The sequence below is a fragment of the Curtobacterium pusillum genome, from assembly GCF_007680845.1.
In the GTDB taxonomy this organism is placed as follows: Bacteria; Actinomycetota; Actinomycetes; order Actinomycetales; family Microbacteriaceae; genus Curtobacterium; species Curtobacterium pusillum_B.
Window position 1 is genome coordinate 174,260 of record NZ_VEIY01000004.1, and the last position, 15,339, is coordinate 189,598.

Annotated in this window: 15 protein-coding genes; 4 read left to right on the top strand and 11 right to left on the bottom strand. The window is 72.7% G+C overall.

Annotation, left to right across the window (positions count from 1 at the left end):
* Positions 1-49: 49 nt before the first annotated feature.
* Positions 50-823: an alpha/beta fold hydrolase gene (locus tag FS825_RS10985; RefSeq protein ID WP_186377195.1), complete on the top strand. Its 774-nt coding sequence runs from the start codon at positions 50-52 to the stop codon at positions 821-823.
* Entirely contained in the window at positions 820-1,560 is a 741-nt protein-coding gene (locus FS825_RS10990) for an esterase/lipase family protein (RefSeq protein ID WP_144712877.1), read from the top strand. Before FS825_RS10985 ends, FS825_RS10990 begins: the two co-directional genes overlap by 4 nt.
* 39 nt (positions 1,561-1,599) lie before the next feature.
* Here the strand turns inward: FS825_RS10990 and FS825_RS10995 are convergent, their stop codons facing one another.
* The 6 genes from FS825_RS10995 to FS825_RS11020 are packed head-to-tail and all read right to left on the bottom strand — an operon-like array spanning position 1,600 to position 6,261.
* The gene (locus FS825_RS10995) at positions 1,600-1,986 is read right to left on the bottom strand and encodes a VOC family protein (RefSeq protein ID WP_260981131.1); all 387 of its coding nucleotides are present in this window, start codon (positions 1,984-1,986) and stop codon (positions 1,600-1,602) included.
* 43 nt (positions 1,987-2,029) lie between these two features.
* The gene (locus tag FS825_RS11000) at positions 2,030-3,037 is read right to left on the bottom strand and encodes a LacI family DNA-binding transcriptional regulator (protein ID WP_144712879.1); all 1,008 of its coding nucleotides are present in this window, start codon (positions 3,035-3,037) and stop codon (positions 2,030-2,032) included.
* 26 nt (positions 3,038-3,063) lie between these two features.
* Positions 3,064-3,795, bottom strand: coding sequence for a class I SAM-dependent methyltransferase (locus FS825_RS11005; protein ID WP_144712882.1), 732 nt, complete (start codon positions 3,793-3,795; stop codon positions 3,064-3,066).
* Positions 3,792-4,841, bottom strand: a complete 1,050-nt coding sequence (locus FS825_RS11010; protein ID WP_144712883.1) for a Gfo/Idh/MocA family protein — start codon at positions 4,839-4,841, stop codon at positions 3,792-3,794. Before FS825_RS11010 ends, FS825_RS11005 begins: the two co-directional genes overlap by 4 nt.
* Complete coding sequence (locus FS825_RS11015; RefSeq protein WP_144712885.1) at positions 4,838-5,860, bottom strand: Gfo/Idh/MocA family protein; 1,023 nt, start codon at positions 5,858-5,860, stop codon at positions 4,838-4,840. Before FS825_RS11015 ends, FS825_RS11010 begins: the two co-directional genes overlap by 4 nt.
* A 20-nt stretch (positions 5,861-5,880) precedes the next feature.
* Positions 5,881-6,261, bottom strand: coding sequence for a VOC family protein (locus tag FS825_RS11020; protein ID WP_144712887.1), 381 nt, complete (start codon positions 6,259-6,261; stop codon positions 5,881-5,883).
* A 145-nt stretch (positions 6,262-6,406) separates the two neighbouring features.
* On the opposite strand from FS825_RS11020, the gene FS825_RS11025 reads away from it, so the two are divergent.
* Complete coding sequence (locus FS825_RS11025) at positions 6,407-8,614, top strand: hypothetical protein (RefSeq protein ID WP_144712888.1); 2,208 nt, start codon at positions 6,407-6,409, stop codon at positions 8,612-8,614.
* Between the two features lie 29 nt (positions 8,615-8,643).
* Here FS825_RS11025 and FS825_RS11030 read toward each other — a convergent pair whose 3' ends face one another.
* Positions 8,644-9,141, bottom strand: a complete 498-nt coding sequence (locus FS825_RS11030; RefSeq protein ID WP_260981132.1) for a GNAT family N-acetyltransferase — start codon at positions 9,139-9,141, stop codon at positions 8,644-8,646.
* Positions 9,138-9,794 carry a CatA-like O-acetyltransferase gene (locus FS825_RS11035; RefSeq protein WP_144712892.1) on the bottom strand — a complete coding sequence of 219 codons (657 nt, stop codon included), beginning with the start codon at positions 9,792-9,794 and terminating at the stop codon, positions 9,138-9,140. The genes FS825_RS11030 and FS825_RS11035 overlap by 4 nt, the downstream gene beginning before the upstream one ends.
* A 42-nt stretch (positions 9,795-9,836) precedes the next feature.
* Between FS825_RS11035 and FS825_RS11040 the strand changes: the two genes are divergently transcribed.
* On the top strand, positions 9,837-10,382 hold the full coding sequence (locus tag FS825_RS11040; protein ID WP_144712894.1) for a YbaK/EbsC family protein: 546 nt from the start codon (positions 9,837-9,839) through the stop codon (positions 10,380-10,382).
* Positions 10,383-10,430: 48 nt separating this feature from the next.
* Here FS825_RS11040 and FS825_RS11045 read toward each other — a convergent pair whose 3' ends face one another.
* The 3 genes from FS825_RS11045 to hrpA are packed head-to-tail and all read right to left on the bottom strand — an operon-like array spanning position 10,431 to position 15,328.
* The gene (locus tag FS825_RS11045; protein WP_144712896.1) at positions 10,431-11,033 is read right to left on the bottom strand and encodes a hypothetical protein; all 603 of its coding nucleotides are present in this window, start codon (positions 11,031-11,033) and stop codon (positions 10,431-10,433) included.
* Between the two features lie 55 nt (positions 11,034-11,088).
* Positions 11,089-11,457 carry a VOC family protein gene (locus tag FS825_RS11050; protein WP_144712898.1) on the bottom strand — a complete coding sequence of 123 codons (369 nt, stop codon included), beginning with the start codon at positions 11,455-11,457 and terminating at the stop codon, positions 11,089-11,091.
* Positions 11,458-11,476: 19 nt separating this feature from the next.
* Positions 11,477-15,328 carry an ATP-dependent RNA helicase HrpA gene (hrpA, locus tag FS825_RS11055; protein ID WP_144712900.1) on the bottom strand — a complete coding sequence of 1,284 codons (3,852 nt, stop codon included), beginning with the start codon at positions 15,326-15,328 and terminating at the stop codon, positions 11,477-11,479.
* Positions 15,329-15,339 lie beyond the last annotated feature (11 nt).

Consider the following 15,339-nt stretch of genomic DNA (forward strand, 5'->3'; position numbering starts at 1 on the left):
GATGACGACGCTGACGCCGCACTGTGCAGTGCCGCGTACGGTCGAGGTCGTGTGTGCGAAGGTCGAGACGGTCGAGGTCGGTGGACTCCGGGTGCGCCTCCACACCCTCGCTCCCGCGGGCCGCGTACGCGACTCCCTCGCCCCGACGGTCGTCCTCGTGCACGGGATCGGGATGTCGCACCGCTCGTTCCACCGGTCGCAGGCGGCCCTCGCCGCCGGACACCGGACCGTGAGCGTCGACCTCCCCGGCTTCGGCGGGGTCCCCGGCGCCGGACGACGGCTGTCCATCGAGGAGCTCGGCGACCTCGTCGTCCGCGCGGTGCGGTCCGCCGGGGCCGGCGAACTGGTCCTCGCCGGGCAGTCCATGGGTACCCAGGTCGTCGCCGAGGCCGCGCGGCTCCACCCCGGGATCGTCCGCTCGGTCGTCCTCATCAGCCCGGTGATCGTGCCGGAGCGGCGGTCGGCGATCCTCCAGGCGGTCGACCTCGCGCGGGACTCGTTCGTCGAGGGGATCAGGATGAACACCGTCCTCACGACCGACTACCTCCGGAGCGTGCCGCAGTACCTCCGCGAGCTCCGGCCGATGCTCCGGCACCGCCTCGAGGACACCGTCCCGCGGCTCACCCAGCCCGTGCTCGTCGTCCGCGGCACCCAGGACCCGATCGCCCGCGAGGACTGGTCCGGGTGGGTGGCGTCGTCCGCGCAGCGGGGCGTCCTCGTCGAGCTTCCGGGGCCGCACCACGTGCAGGAGCGCCAGCCGGTCGCCTTCGCCCGGCTCGTCGACGAGTTCCAGCGGGTGCAGACGCTCGAGGGCCTGCGATGACCGACCCGACCACGTCCGGAGGCGGGCCGACGGACACGGGCCGAGCCGCGCCTCCAGTCCGCCTGCCGTTGCTGCGTCGGGCCCGATGGGCCGCACTCGACTGGTGGTACGCGATCCGGTGGCAGGTCCGGAGCCTCGGACCGACCACCGCCGACGACTACCGGGACGGCGACGGCCAGCCGGTCGTCGTCGTGCCGGGGGTCTACGAGACGTGGCACTTCATGCGCCCGCTCATGGACGCCCTCCACGACCGCGGTCACCCGGTGCACGTGCTGCCGGTGTTGCGGCACAACCTCCGGCCCGTGCCGCAGTCCGCGCGGGAGGTCCTGGCGACCCTCGAGGAACTCGACCTCCACGGCGTGCTGCTCGTGACGCACAGCAAGGGCGGGCTCATCGGGAAGTACGCGATGACCCACGACGACGACGGGCGCATCGACCGGATGGTCGCGGTCTCGACGCCGTTCGGCGGCTCCGGGTGGGCACGGCTCGCCCCCGTGCCGCACCTCCGGGCGTTCCGGGCGGCAGACCCGGTGCTCGCTGCGCTCGGTCGGGAACTCGAGGTGAACACGCGGATCACCTCGGTGTACGGGGTGTTCGACACGCTCATCCCGGAGGGTAGCGAGCTCGTCGGGGCCACCAACGTGCGGCTGCCCGTCGGCGGCCACTTCCGGATCCTCGGCGACCCGCGGACGCGGACCGCGGTGCTCGCCGCGACCGACCCGGCGCGCTCGGCCTGATCGGGGGCGGGCCGACCGCCCCCGTTCGGCGGCCGGTCGTCAGGCGCCCGGCAGGAACAGGCAGAACGGGTGTCCGTCGGGGTCGAGCAGCACGCGGACGTCCTCCTGGGGCTGGTACTCCGCCTGGCGGGCACCGAGCTCCTCGGCTCGGGCCACGGCACCGGCGAGGTCCTCCACCTGGAAGTCGAGGTGCAGCTGCATCCCCGGCGCGTCCTCGGTGCCGGGCCAGGTCGGTGCGACGTACGCCGGCTCGAACTGCACCGAGAGCCCGGGGCCGGAGTCCGGCCGCACCCGGAGCCAGGTCGGCCCGTCCTCGTGCACGGTCCAGCCCGTGAGCGCCCCGTAGAACCGGGCGAGCGCGATCGGCTCGGGGGACTGCAGCACGGTCGCGACGAGCGTCGGCATGACGGGGTCGGAGGCGGTCATGCGGCGGAGCGTACGCGCGCACGGGCGCCGACGTCGCCCGGGGTCACCGGCCGGCGACGCTCGCGCGTTCGACGATCCGGTGCGGGATCACGACGGTGCGCGGCTGCGCGTCCCGGTCCTCGATCCGCTGGGTGAGCAGATCGAGCGCCGCGGTGGCGAACGCCCGCCGGTCGAACGACACCGTGCTCAGCGCCGGGATCGCGTACGCGGCACCGTCGACGTCGTCGAACCCCATCACGCTCACCTGCTCGGGCACCCGGACCCCGCGGGCAGCGAGCACGTGCAGCACCCCGAACGCGATCGAGTCCGTGAATGCGAACACCGCGTCCGGCAGCGGGTGCTCGTCGAGCCACGCCGCGAACGCCGTCGCCGCGGCGCTCGTCGACCACGCGGGCAGCGGGACCCGCAGCGCCGGATCCGGTTCGATCCCCGCGGCCGCGAGGGCGGCGGTGTAGCCGGACTCGCGCAGTTCGCTGGTGGCCGTCGCACCCTCGGCGAGCGCGGCCCCGGCGATCGCGATCCGCCGGTGCCCGCGGGACAGCAGGTAGGTCGTGACCTGCTCGGCCGCGGCCGGGCTGTCGACGTGCACCTGGTCGACGTGCTCGGGTTCGACCTCGCCGATCACGACGGTCGGTGGCAGCCCCTCGGCGCCGGCGAGGACGCTCCCGCTGAGCGACACCGGGTTGAGGATGAGCCCGTCGACGAGGTGCGCCCGCGCCCGGGAGACCAGGTCGCGCTCGCGGGCCGGGTCGTTGCCGGTCTGGTCGAGCTGCACGGTCCACCCGCGCTCACGGGCGAGTTCGACGAACCACTGTGCGAGCTCGGCGGAGTAGGCGCTCCCCATCTCCGGCAGGGTCAACGCGATCACCCCGGAGCGGCCGTTGCGGAGCCCGCGGGCGGAGAGGTTCGGCACGTAGTCGAGTTCGGCGAGCGCGCGCTCCACGCGTTCGCGGGTCTCCGGGCGCACCGCGACGCCGCCGTTGATGACGTTGGAGACGGTCTTCGGCGACACCCCGGCGAGGGCAGCCACGTCCCGCACGGTCGCGCGCATCGGCACGAGCGTAGCGCGGCGCGGGGTCAGGGCCCCACGTACCGGTGCACGTGCGTCGTGTACGCGACGGGGACGGTCGCCCGGCCGGCGGTCTCGGGGTCGTCGTCGAGCAACCGCTGCACCGCGTCGAGCAGGGCCGTGCGCTCGGCGGGAGGCAGGACGATGACGTAGCTCCGCGAGGCCACCATGTCGAGGAACGCCGACCGCTCCTGCTCGTGCACCCAGTGGAACTGCTCGTAGGTCCCGTCGTCGAAGGGAGCGCCGACGACGGGTGCGCCGTAGTCCATCACCCGCGACTCCGGCTGCTTCATCAGCGCTCCGAGCCGCTGGGCCCACGGACGTGTCTCGTCGCGGACGTTCCACACGAGGCCGAGGACGCCGCCCGGCCGGAGGACCCGAGCGGCTTCGGTGGCGCCGCGCCCCGGGTGCACCCAGTGCCACGCCTGCGCGAAGGTCACGGCGTCGGCGCTGCCGTCGGCGAGCGGGATCGCCTCACCGGTGCCGTCGAGGGCACGGACGTCCGGCAGCACCGAGCTGAGCAGTCGCCGCATCGCGGGGTCCGGTTCGACGGCGACGACCTCGGCGGCCCGGCCGACGAGCGTCCGGGTGAACTTGCCGGTGCCGGCCCCGACGTCGACGACGAGTCGCGCGCCCTCCGGGACCAGGGCGGCGGCTGCCTCCGCCGGGTAACCAGGGCGGCCGTGCTCGTAGGCGTCGGCCGCCGATCCGAACGACTGGGCGTGCTGCTCGAAGGTCATGCGTCCAGCATGGCCCGCCCGTCGGTCCGCAGGACGGGCACCGTCCCGCCGGTCCGCACCGATTCCTGCGCAGCGAGGACGATCGAGAGCGTCCGGAGGCCGACCTCCACGTCGGGCTGCGGCTGTGTCCCGGAGCGCGCAGCGTCGAGGAACGTCCGCAGCATCGGCAGGTCGTGGTCGGCCCCGTACCGCAGTTCGATCGACCGCCCGTCGGCCGCGCCGGAGCCCCTGGCGGCCGCGCCGAAGAAGTCGACCGACACCGTGCCGCCGGTCCCGGCGACGTCGAGGGTCAGACCGCCCCACACCGGCGAGGTGTCCGCGCGGCTCCACGAGCAGTCGATCGCGGCGACCATCCCGCTGTCGTACGTCACGGTCACCAGTCCCGCGGTCTCGGCGCGGGCCCGGTCGGCGTGCAGGACCCGGTTCGCGAGCGCGGTGACCGACACGGGCGTCGCGCCGGTGAGCCCGTCCACGAGGTCGGCGATGTGCACGACGTGGTCGACGATCGCGCCGCCGCCGCTCAGTTCCGGATCGGTGAACCAGTCGCGGGTGCTCGGGAGCATGCCGTTGTTCGCTCCGCGGACCGAGAAGACCGTCCCGAGCGCCCCGGACCGGTGCGTCCCGCGCAGCCGGTCGAACGCCGACGCGAAGCGGACCGGGAACGCCATCATCAGCGTCACGCCGGCGCGCTGGACGGCATCCCGGATGGCGAGGCCGTCCTCCCACGTCGTGGCGAGTGGCTTCTCGCAGAGCACGTGCGCGCCGGCGGCGGCCGCTGCCTCCACGAGCTCCCGGTGTCGCGCGTTCTCGCTCGTCACCACGACCGCGTCCGGACCCCACGCGAGGAGTTCGTCGTACGACGCCGCGTACCCGACGCCGAGCGCCGTCGCGAGGTCGGCGCCGCGGAGCTCGCCCGGTGCCGTCCCGGTCGACACCCCGTCGGGGTCGGACCCGCGGACCTCGACCTCGGGCATCGCGGCGAGGGCGGAGAGGTACCCGACGGCGTGGGTGTGCGCGAACGAGAGCACGCCGACCTTGAGCGTCACGACGCGACCTCCACGGGCTGGCCGGACTCGATCGAGGCGAGGGCGGCATTGGCGAGGCGGACTGCGACGGCGCCGTCCGCCGCGGTGACACGGGGGAGTGGTCCGCCGTCGAACGCGGCGACGAAGTCCGCGAGCTCGAGGGCGTACGGGTCCTCGGCCGGGTCGACCGCCGGGAGGAAGCCGTCCACCGCGGCGGGGGTCGCGAGGTCCGACCGGGTGTCCTCCTCGGCGAGGGACGAGTGCGACAGGCTGCCGAGCGTGCCCGTGACGGAGTACTCCGTCGAGAAGGCGAGGTGCTGCGGGCCCCAGAGCCCGGCGACGTGGCTGATCGCGCCCGACGCGTGGGTGAGGAGCACGTGCGCGGCCTCGACCGGGGCGTCGGACGACCCGGCACGCACGCTGACCGCGGACACCCGGGTGACCTCGCCGGCGACCCAGCGGGCGACGTCGAGGTCGTGGATCATCTGGTCCATCACGATGCCCCCGGACTGCGCGCGATCGCCGAACCAGGGCACGCGGGTCGGGAAGGCCCCGGAGCGCGAGAAGCGCAGGACCGCGAGGTCACCCAGGAGGCCCGTGGTGACGGCCTCGTGCAGCCGCCGGTACGCGGGGAACCAGCGCACCACGTGGGCCGGGTAGAGCTGCAGACCCGCGTCCGCCGCGCGGGCGACGAGGTCCTCGGCGTCCGCGTCGGTGCGGGCCAGCGGTTTCTCGCTCACGACGTGCTTCCCCGCCGCGAGCGCCGCGCGGACGACCGTGGCGTGTGCGGGTGTCGGGACGACGACGTCGACCACGTCCACCGCTGCGAGCAGGTCGTCGAGGGAGTCGGCGACCGTGATCGTCCGGCCGGCTCGGGCAGCCGCGTCCGCGAAGGTCGCCGCGAGCGCCTGCGCCCCGTCCTGCGAGTGCACGACGAGGTCGCCGAGCTGCAGGAGCCCGGGGACGTGCGCGACGGCGATGCCCCCGGCGCCGACCAGTCCGATCCGTCTCCGTGGTCCAGGTGGTGACTGCCTCGTCATGCTGCCAGCGTAGAGGGCCGTCAGACGGGTCCGGCGAGACCCACCAGGTTCCCCGCGGGGTCGCGGAAGTGCGCGACGACCACGCCGCCGCCCTCGTTGCGCTGTGGCGGGAGGACGACCGTGCCGCCGAGTTCCTCCGCTCGTCGCAGCGCCGCGTCCACATCGTCCACGCCCACGTAGAAGACCGCGTGCGCTGCGAACCCCGGGCCACCGCCGATGCCGCCGGCGACCGGCCCGGCCCCGTCGACCGGGTCGATGAAGGAGTACGCGTCCGGCGATGAGATCGCGGCGGCGACCGGGGCGCCAGCGGGGGAGTCCCAGCCGAAGAGTGCGGTGTAGAAGGCACGGAGCCGCTCCGGCTCGGGGCCGATGAGTTCGACGTGGACGACGGCGTTCACCATGCGGCCGTTCTACTCCGTGACACTTCCCCCCGAACGTGGGAATCGGAGGTGCGTGACGTGTCCACTAGCGTGCAGTGAGTACCCATCAGTCCGCCGTCCCCGCACGGCCAGCAGCGCCCGCCGTGGCGATGGACGGAACCGATCGATGTCTGGGCTCCCGAGCCTCGCTCCCACCCTGCCCTCGCGCCGCCGCGCGCTCGGCCTGGCCGCCGTCGGCGCGTTCACCGCGGTCACCGCGGCCGTCGTGACCGCGCGCCCCTCGTGGGCGGCAGCCGCTCCGACCATGTCGGTGGTCCCGAGGACTCCCACCGCATCGGTCAACTCCTGGCTCGCCAGCGGCGGCGACAAGGTGCTGCGCGGCACGATCGTGCTCACCGCGCCGCTCGTCATCCCGTCCGGCACGCACCTCGACGCGAGCTCCGCGAGCATCACCGGGCCGGCGTCGGACAACGTGCTCCGCAACCGCGCATCGGTGCCGACCGCGACCACGACCGCTTCGGTGAGGGCCGGCTCCGCGGTCGTCACCACGAAGGCCGCCGTCTTCAGCTCGGCGTCGGTGGGGCGCGCCGTCCAGGTCCTCGGCGTCGGGCCGCGGGCTGCGCGTGCCGGCGCTCCCGGATCGATGTACGGGCGGGTCCTGTCCGTGCAGTCGCCGACCAAGGCCACCCTGAGCGTCCCCGCGACGTCGACCGCGACGGCAGCGACGGCGTACCTCTTCCCGCCGGACGACACGGACATCACCATCACGGGCGGGACCTGGACGAACCGGAACGCGAACGGGCTCTCGCAGACGACGGCGGCGCACGGCCTGCTCATCCGCCGCGCGTCCGGGGTGTCCCTCCTCGACCTCACCGTGCACTCCACGGGAAGCGCCCAGACCGGCGGTCAGTACGCGGTCTCGTTCGGGGACGTCCGGAACGTCACCGTGGAGGACGTCGCGTTCGTCGACACCGCGTCCGACGGTGTCCACTTCCAGGGCCCGTCGTCGTCGATCGCGGTGCGCCGGATCACGGGCGTGCGGACCGGCGACGACCTGGTCGCCTTCACCACCGTCGACGGCCAGTCCCACGACCACTCGAAGCTCGGCGACTGCGAGGGCGACATCACCGACGTCACCGTCGAGGACGTCGACGGCCGCTCCTGCCTCTGCCTCCTCAAGGTCACCTCCGGCACGGGCGCTGCCGGTGTCCAACGGCACATCCGTCGGTTCACCGCGACCGGGCTCGCCGGGACGGTCACCGGCAGCTCGCCGGTCCAGATCGTCGACTACGCCGGACCGACCTGGTTCGAGGGCACGATCGCGAACGTCACCGCGACCGGCAGCGGCGGACCGGCGGTCAACGTCGCCGTCGGGACGCTCGGGAACCTCGTCGTCCAGGACGTCCAGTGGCCCGCCGGGAGGCCGGCGTCGACGACCGGCATCGTCCGGGTGACCGCCACGTCCGCGTCGTCGGTGACCGTGCGGGGCATCACGAACCGTTCGGTCGGGGCGGGCGGCTCCGTCGGGCTCGCCCTGGCGCTCGCGTCCGTCGGGACCGTGTCGGTGAGCGGCATCGCCTGCCCGGTGCTCGCGCCGAAGTTCGACTCCGTCCGGCTCGTCCGCGCGAACGCGAAGATCGGCACCCTCTCGGTCTCCGACGACACCTCCGCGGCTCGTGACGGCAACGTCTTCGCCATCGACGCGGTCGCGAAGGGCTACCGGATCACGAAGGCGTCGTTCGCCCGGATCACCCGGAGCAGCGGATCCGTGTGGGTGGCCGACGCCGACGGGACGACGAGCACGGCGATCACCGTCGCGGGCCTGCAAGGAGGTCGCGCGTTCGCGCTGCTGCGCTCGCCGGCACACGTCAGCGTGCAGAACGGCTCCCAGCCCGGGGCATCCGGCGCCGCGGTCCGGCTGAACTCGGCCGCCGCCACACCGGTCCGTGTTGTGGTGGCGTCCACGAAGCGCCCGGGGGCCCTCGTCTCGCGGACTGCTTCCCAGCGCGTGTCCGCCGTGTCGCCGTTCGTCACCGTCGACGCGGCGCTGCTGACCCCGGCCGACGGCGACGTCGTGCTGAACAACGGGAAGAAGTACTCGTCGGGGCAGATCGTCTGGAACGCGAAGGCGAAGCAGTGGCGGAAGACCACCGTCAAGGAGCCCGCACCGACGCCCACGCCGACGGCCACCCCGAAGCCCGCGCCGACAGCGACGGCCACCCCGAAGCCGACGGCGACCCCCGCACCGACGGCGACCCCCACCCCGACGCCGACCGCGACCCCGATGCCCACTGCGACCCCGGCGCCCACCGCGACCGCGACGCCCACGGACACACCATCGCTGTCGTCGACGCCGGAACCCGTCGCTGGCTGATCACCCTGCTCGGCACCACGCCGGAACGGTCACTCCTGTCGCGGGCGCACCATCCGGCGCTCCCGCACGCCGTCCTCGACTTGCTCGACGCCGTCGAAGGTGAAGCCGTGCTTCCGGTAGAACGCCTGGGCACGGGGGTTCGGGTCGGCGACCCAGAGCACCGCATCGTCGGTCGTCGTGAGGGCGGCGTCGAGCAACGCGCTGCCGGCACCCGAGCCGTGGTGGCCGTCGAGCAGGTAGAGGACGTACAGCTGGACCGCCGCGGGGCCGTCCGTCGACGGGCCCGACATCGCGATCCCGACGACCTCGCCGTCGAGCTCGGCGACCGCGATGCGGTTCCGGTCGGACCGGGTGTCCGTCAGCTCGGCCGTCCAGAACCCTTCACGGCGGCCGACGAACCCGGGGTCGTCGAGCAACGCGTCCGGCATCAGCCCGCGGTAGGTCGACCGCCACGAGGCGACGTGCACCCGCGCCATCGCCGCCGCGTCACTCGGGACGGCCGGTCGGACGGAGATCTCCCCGCTCACCTCCGGACCCATCCCGCCTCGGCGAACACCGTCTGCAGCTCCTCGACGAGCCGGGATCCGTGGAACCCGTCGGCGACCGCGTGGTTCACCTGCACGACGAGGGGCATGATCGTGCGCCCCTCCGCGAACCGGTACCGACCGATTGTGAAGATGGGCAGGAGATGGTCCCAACCGTCCCGCACGTGCAACGCGAACCCCGTGAACGACGTCCCCGGGAGCGTCGAGATGTCGAACACGTTCCTGGGGCGGTCCTCCTGCGGGAACATCCGGTGGTCGTCCCGGTACCGCTCGATCGTCGCGACGGCGGCTGCGTGGAACCGGGCAGGGTCCTCGTCGTACGGGACGACCAGGACGGAGAACGTCTCCGTGTCGGGGTGGAACACCGTGAACATCGGGTGCACGACGTCCCACACCGCGGGTGATCCGTCCTCGAGCAACTGCATCCGGAACTCGGCGTGCCGGTTCACCACGGACGCGATCGCCCAGATCTGCGACGCGTAGGTCCGCCGTTCCGTGGCGTGCACGGTCTCGGCGAAGTCGGTGACGTCGAGCTCGACGGTCATCTCCCACGTGCACGGCACCCGGTCGCGGTAGTGCTCGAAGTGCTCGCGCCGGGGCCAGTGGTCGACGTCGATCGCACGGAGTTCCGCCATCGCCCCAGTCTCGTGCAGGTGGTCCGTCCGTAGGGTGGAGCCATGCCGACGCTCGAACGAGTCCCCGCCCTGGTCGCCACCGGATTCCTCGCGATCCCCGTCGCCGAAGCGCTCGTCGCGCTGCCGAGTGACGTGCTCGCGACGATCGAGGGCGCACCGATCGACGCCGAACTGGCGGACACGGCCGCGTTCTCGGAGGCCTACGGCTACCCGCTGACCGGCGGGGCGAACTGCATCGTCGTCGCGGGGAAGCGCGGCGACGAGGTCCGCTACGCCGCGTGCGTCGTGCTCGCGTCCACGAAGCTCGACGTGAACCGCGTCGTGAAGCAGCTGCTCGACGTACGCAAGGCGAGCTTCGCCCCGATGGACGACGCCGTCGAGCGCACCGGGATGGAGTACGGCGGCATCTCCCCGATCGGCCTGCCAGCATCGTGGCCGCTGTACATCGACGCGCGTGTGCTCGCTGCTCCCGAGGTCGTCATCGGCGCTGGCCGTCGCGCTGCGAAGCTCTTCCTGCCCGGGAAGGCGCTCACCGCGCTGCCGAACGTGACGGTCGTCGAGGGGCTCGCGGTCGAGCCGGTCGGCTGAGCCGGAGGCCTGCCGCGCCCCGGACCGCGGAGAACAGGACCGCCCGGATCACGAGAAGCAGCCGTCCTGGTCGTCCGGCGTGAGCATGCCCACCTTCTCGGCCAGGAGGTCGCGGTGCTCCACGCCGAGCGCTCCGGACCAGTCGACCCTGACGCCCGTGAACGTCCCGGCGGTGGCACTGCGCTCGAGGTGCATGTCCGCCACGACCAGCAGGGCGCCGTGGGCTGGGACGGTCAGGTCCCGGGGCGGGGTCAGTGCATGACCACCACTCACGCTCGTGACGTCGCCGATCGCGTTCCCCAGGTCGTCCCGTGCCTGCTCGAGCACGGCCGCGGACACGTCGACCCGCTCCAGGCCTGCGCCGCCGTGGAGGTGGAGGCTGTCCACGTGGACCGCCCGGTCGCTCGGATTGCGGAGGAGGAAGCTCGCGGCCATCCGCGACGTGTCGGTGCCCGGCGGGACGTCGGTGCCGACCCACGACCCGCAGAACCCGCCACCCGTCGACGTCAGCGGGAGTGGTTCGTGGACGACCCGGTACCCGGTCACGCCGAGTGTGGCGACCACCGAGAACGCGAGCAGGCCCGCGGCCATCGCGATCGCGCGTCGTCGCCGCTGCCGGACGTCCGTCCGCTGCTGTCCGTCCCCCCGCACGTCCACATGCTAGCGGCCGCCCGGGTCACGACGTCCGAAGGGCCGGGGGAGCCGGTCAGTCCGACGGCCGGATGAGGCAGAACGGGTGCCCCGCCGGGTCGAGGTACACCCGGAACGTGTCCGTCCCCGACCCGGTCGCGGTGGCGCCGATCGCCAGCACCGCGGTCTCGCCCGCGTCGAGGTCGTCGACCTTGACGTCGAGGTGGCTCTGCTGCGGGACGTCCTGCCCCGGCCACTCCGGCGCGCGGTAGTCCGCGACCTGCTGGAACGCCAGGATCGGTCGGTGGTCGGTGAAGGGCAGCGCGATCTCGGCCCAGTCCTCGTCGAAGTCGACGATCTCACCGCCGAGCAGCTCGACGTAGAAGCGGGCGAGCGCGCGGGGGTCCGGGCAGTCGAGGACGATGACGTCGAGTGTGCCGATCATGGCCGCGACACTAGCCCCGTCAGCGCGCGGCGGTCAGGGCCTTCGTGATGCGCTGCAGCGAGACCGTCTCGGCGGTGCCGAGCTCCTGCGCGAACAGGCTGAGCCGGAACTCCTCGAGCATCCACCGGGCGTGCACGAGCTCCGGGTGCGCGCCGGCGGCCGGCGGGAAGGTCCCTCCGGCGTCGGTGTAGCGGTCGGTGGCGACGGTGACCTCGCGCATCCAGGTCGCGTCGCGCCCGGGGTTATGCAGGAGCTTCTGCACGCGGGCGTCCACCCCCTGCAGGTACACGCGGATGCGGCGGAGGCGGTCGAGCCCGGCCACCGAGACGAACCCGGGGAACACGAGCCGCTCCATCTGCTGCCGCATGTCGGTGAGCGCGGGCAGGAGCGACATCGAGTTCGCCTGCTTGAGGGACCGCTCGGCCGCCCGGTGTGCGAGGAGGACAGCGGCGACCTCGGACACGGCGGTGAACATCGTGTCGACGACGGTCGCGGACACCGCGTCGCGGACGGCCTCGAACGCCGCCTTCGTGAACACGAGCCCGTCGGGGTGGGCCCGGCGGATCCCGGCGTCGACGACGGCGGCGAGCACGTCGTCGAAGAGTGCGGCGGTCGAGGGGTACGGGCTGGCGGCGAGCGCGAGCTTCTCCTGCGACGTCAGGTGCGACTGGATGTACGAGACGGGGGAGGGCACGGCGTGCATCACGAGCCGCCGGACACCAGCGGGCATGCGGACGGCCCGGTCGGACGGGGTCGCGAGGAGCTGCACGCCCACGGTCGCCTTGGGCCCGTCGCCCTCGGCGACGAGCGCCGGGTAGGCGCGGATCACGCCGCCCGCCTGCTTCGTGTCGAGCGTCTCCGGGAGGTCGCCGTCGGGCCAGGCCACGAGGCCGGACTGTTCGACCGGTCGACGGCCGCCAGCGGACGCGACGCGAGCCGCGCCTCCTGGACGGCCCGCAGCGCGCACCGTGGCGGAGGCGACGCTCTGCTGGGTCCGGTCCTTGAGCTTGGTCTGCAGGGCGGCGAGGTCCTTGCCGGCCTCGACACGTCGGCCCCGCTCGTCGACGACCGCCCACGTCGGCAGCAGGTGCGCGGGCACGCGCGACAGGTCGAAGTCGGACTCCGAGACGGGCACGTAGGTCATGCGCTGGATCGTCTTCGCGAGCGTGGACCGGAAGGACTCGGTCGGCTCGGTCGGTGCGTCGTCCGGGAGCTCGGCGACGATCTTCTCGGCCCAGTCGGCGGCGGGCACGACGTTCTTCCGGATCTGCTTCGGCAGGGACTTGATGAGCGCGGTGACGAGTTCCTTGCGGAGGCCCCGCACCTGCCAGTCGAACCCCTCTTCGCGCATGCGGGGGAGCAGCGCGAGCGGCACCTGCACGCTGACGCCGTCGTCCTGCGCACCCGGCTCGAAGCGGTACTTGATCGCGAGGCGCTGGTCGCCACTCCGCCACTGGGCCGGGTACTCGGCGTCGTCCTCCGCCGCCTCGGCCGCGGATTCGTCCAGGAGGTCCGACCTGCGCATCGTGAGCAGGTCCGGTTGGTCGCGCCTCGCGTTCCGCCACCACCCCTCGAAGTCGCGGGTCGTCGCGATGTCGACGGGGATGCGGGCGTCGTAGAACTCGTACACGCGCTCGTCGTCGAACAGGATGTCGCGGCGGCGGGTGCGCTCCTCGAGCTGTTCGAGTTCGCGGCGGAGCTTGCGGTTGTCGCGGTCGAAGGCCTGCTGCGCGTCCCACTCGCCCTCCACGAGGGCGTGCCGGATGAACAGCTCGCGCGAGTGCTCGGGGTCGACGCGCTTGTACTGCACCCGACGACGCTGCACGATCGGGACGCCGAACAGCGTGACCCGTTCGTAGGCGACGGCGGCGCCCTGCTTCTTCTCCCAGTGGGGCTCGCCGTACGTGCGCTTGAGGAGGTCCCCGGCGAGCGGCTCCACCCACGCGGGGTCGATCCGACCGACGGTACGGGCGAAGAGCCGGCTTGTCTCGACGAGTTCGGCGGCCATCACGGCGTCCGGCTGCTTCTTCGCGAGGACGCTGCCCGGGAACACCACGAACCGGGTGTTCCGCGACCCGAGGTAGTCGCGCTTCTCCTTGTCGCGGAGGCCGATCTGGCTGAGGAGCCCGGCGAGCAGCGACCGGTGCACGGCATCGCCGTCGTCGGAGCGGGACTGCCCGACCCGCACGTCGACCTGCTTGGCGGCACGGGACAGCTGGCGGTAGAGGTCCTGCCACTCGCGGATGCGGAGGTAGTTGAGGTACTCGGCCTTGCACAGGCGGCGGAACGCACTCGACGACAGTTCGTCCTGCTTGTCCTCGAGGTGGTTCCAGAGGTTGAGCAGGGTGAGGAAGTCGCTCGTCGGGTCGGCGAAGCGGGCGTGCAACTGGTCGGCGTGCGCCCGCTTCTCGAGGGGGCGTTCGCGCGGGTCCTGGATGCTCAGGGCACTGACGACGGCGATGACCTCGCGCCCGACGCCCTGGCGTCCGGCTTCGAGCACCATCCGGCCGAGCCGCGGGTCGATCGGCAGGCGGGTGAGCTGCTTGCCCGTCTTGGTGATCCGGCCGTCGTGGTCGACGGCCCGGAGCTCACGGAGGAGGTCGAGGCCGTCCTTGACGCCCCGGGAGTCCGGCGGCTGCAGGAACGGGAACGCCTCGATGTCGCCGAACCCGAGCGAGATCATCTGCAGGATCACCGCGGCGAGGTTCGTGCGCAGGATCTCCGGGTCGGTGTACTCCGGACGGCGGTCGAAGTCGTCCTCGGAGTAGAGCCGGATCGCGATCCCGGCGCTCGTGCGTCCGGCGCGACCGGAGCGCTGGTTGGCGCTCGCCTGGCTCACCGCTTCGATCGGCAGGCGCTGCACCTTCGCCCGCGGCGAGTACCGGGAGATGCGGGCGGTGCCGGTGTCGACGACGTACTTGATGCCCGGGACCGTCAGGGAGGTCTCGGCGACGTTCGTGGCGAGGATGACCCGTCGTCGGATGCCCGGGGTGTGCCGCCGTTCGAAGACGCGGTGCTGGTCGGCGGCGGACAAGCGGCCGTAGAGCGGGAGGACCTCGGTCCCCGGGTAGCGCTTGCCCTCGATCGCGTCCTGGGCGTCGCGGATCTCGTTCTCGCCGGACAGGAACACGAGGACGTCGCCCGGGTCCTCGCGGGCGAGTTCGTCGAGCGCGTCGGTGATGCCCTGCATGGTGTCGCGGTCGTCGGCGTTGCTGCCGCTGTCGCCGGTGCGGGAGTCGGACTCGTCGTCATCGTCGTCGCCGGCGTCCTCGTTCACCAGGGGGCGGTACCGGATCTCCACCGGGTAGGTGCGGCCGGACACCTCGATGATCGGGGCGTCGTCGAAGTGCTTCGAGAACGACTCCGGGTCGATCGTGGCGCTCGTGATGATGAGCTTGAGGTCAGGTCGGCGCTGCAGCAGCCGCTTCAGGTAGCCGAGCAGGAAGTCGATCGTGAGGGACCGCTCGTGCGCCTCGTCGATGATGATCGTGTCGTAGCGCTTCAGGTCACGGTCGAAGTGGATCTCGTTGAGCAGGATGCCGTCGGTCATCACCTTGATGCGGGTGTCCGATGACACCTTGTCGGTGAAGCGCACCTGGTACCCGACGAGGCCGCCGAGTTCGCCGCCGCCGAGTTCCTCGGCCACGCGCTCCGCGATCGTCCGGGCCGCGATGCGACGGGGCTGCGTGTGCCCGATGTGTTCGCGCCCGAGCTCGAGGCAGATCTTCGGCAGCTGCGTCGTCTTGCCCGAGCCGGTGGCCCCGGCGACGATGACGACCTGGTTGTCGCGGATGGCGGCCGCGATGTCGTCCCGCCGCTGCGACACCGGCAGTTCGGGCGGGTAGGTGATGACGGGCAGCGTGGTCGACATGAGCATTTCAG

Excerpts from the sequence above, each read along its gene's own strand:
- FS825_RS10990 (WP_144712877.1), top strand. The coding sequence starts at position 820 with ATGACCGACCCGACCACGTCCGGAGGCGGGCCGACGGACACGGGCCGA.
- FS825_RS10995 (WP_260981131.1), bottom strand. The coding sequence starts at position 1,986 with ATGACCGCCTCCGACCCCGTCATGCCGACGCTCGTCGCGACCGTGCTG.
- FS825_RS11000 (WP_144712879.1), bottom strand. The coding sequence starts at position 3,037 with ATGCGCGCGACCGTGCGGGACGTGGCTGCCCTCGCCGGGGTGTCGCCG.
- FS825_RS11005 (WP_144712882.1), bottom strand. The coding sequence starts at position 3,795 with ATGACCTTCGAGCAGCACGCCCAGTCGTTCGGATCGGCGGCCGACGCC.
- FS825_RS11015 (WP_144712885.1), bottom strand. The coding sequence starts at position 5,860 with ATGACGAGGCAGTCACCACCTGGACCACGGAGACGGATCGGACTGGTC.
- FS825_RS11020 (WP_144712887.1), bottom strand. The coding sequence starts at position 6,261 with ATGGTGAACGCCGTCGTCCACGTCGAACTCATCGGCCCCGAGCCGGAG.
- FS825_RS11025 (WP_144712888.1), top strand. The coding sequence starts at position 6,407 with ATGTCTGGGCTCCCGAGCCTCGCTCCCACCCTGCCCTCGCGCCGCCGC.
- FS825_RS11035 (WP_144712892.1), bottom strand. The coding sequence starts at position 9,794 with ATGGCGGAACTCCGTGCGATCGACGTCGACCACTGGCCCCGGCGCGAG.
- FS825_RS11040 (WP_144712894.1), top strand. The coding sequence starts at position 9,837 with ATGCCGACGCTCGAACGAGTCCCCGCCCTGGTCGCCACCGGATTCCTC.
- FS825_RS11050 (WP_144712898.1), bottom strand. The coding sequence starts at position 11,457 with ATGATCGGCACACTCGACGTCATCGTCCTCGACTGCCCGGACCCCCGC.
- hrpA (WP_144712900.1), bottom strand. The coding sequence starts at position 15,328 with ATGTCGACCACGCTGCCCGTCATCACCTACCCGCCCGAACTGCCGGTG.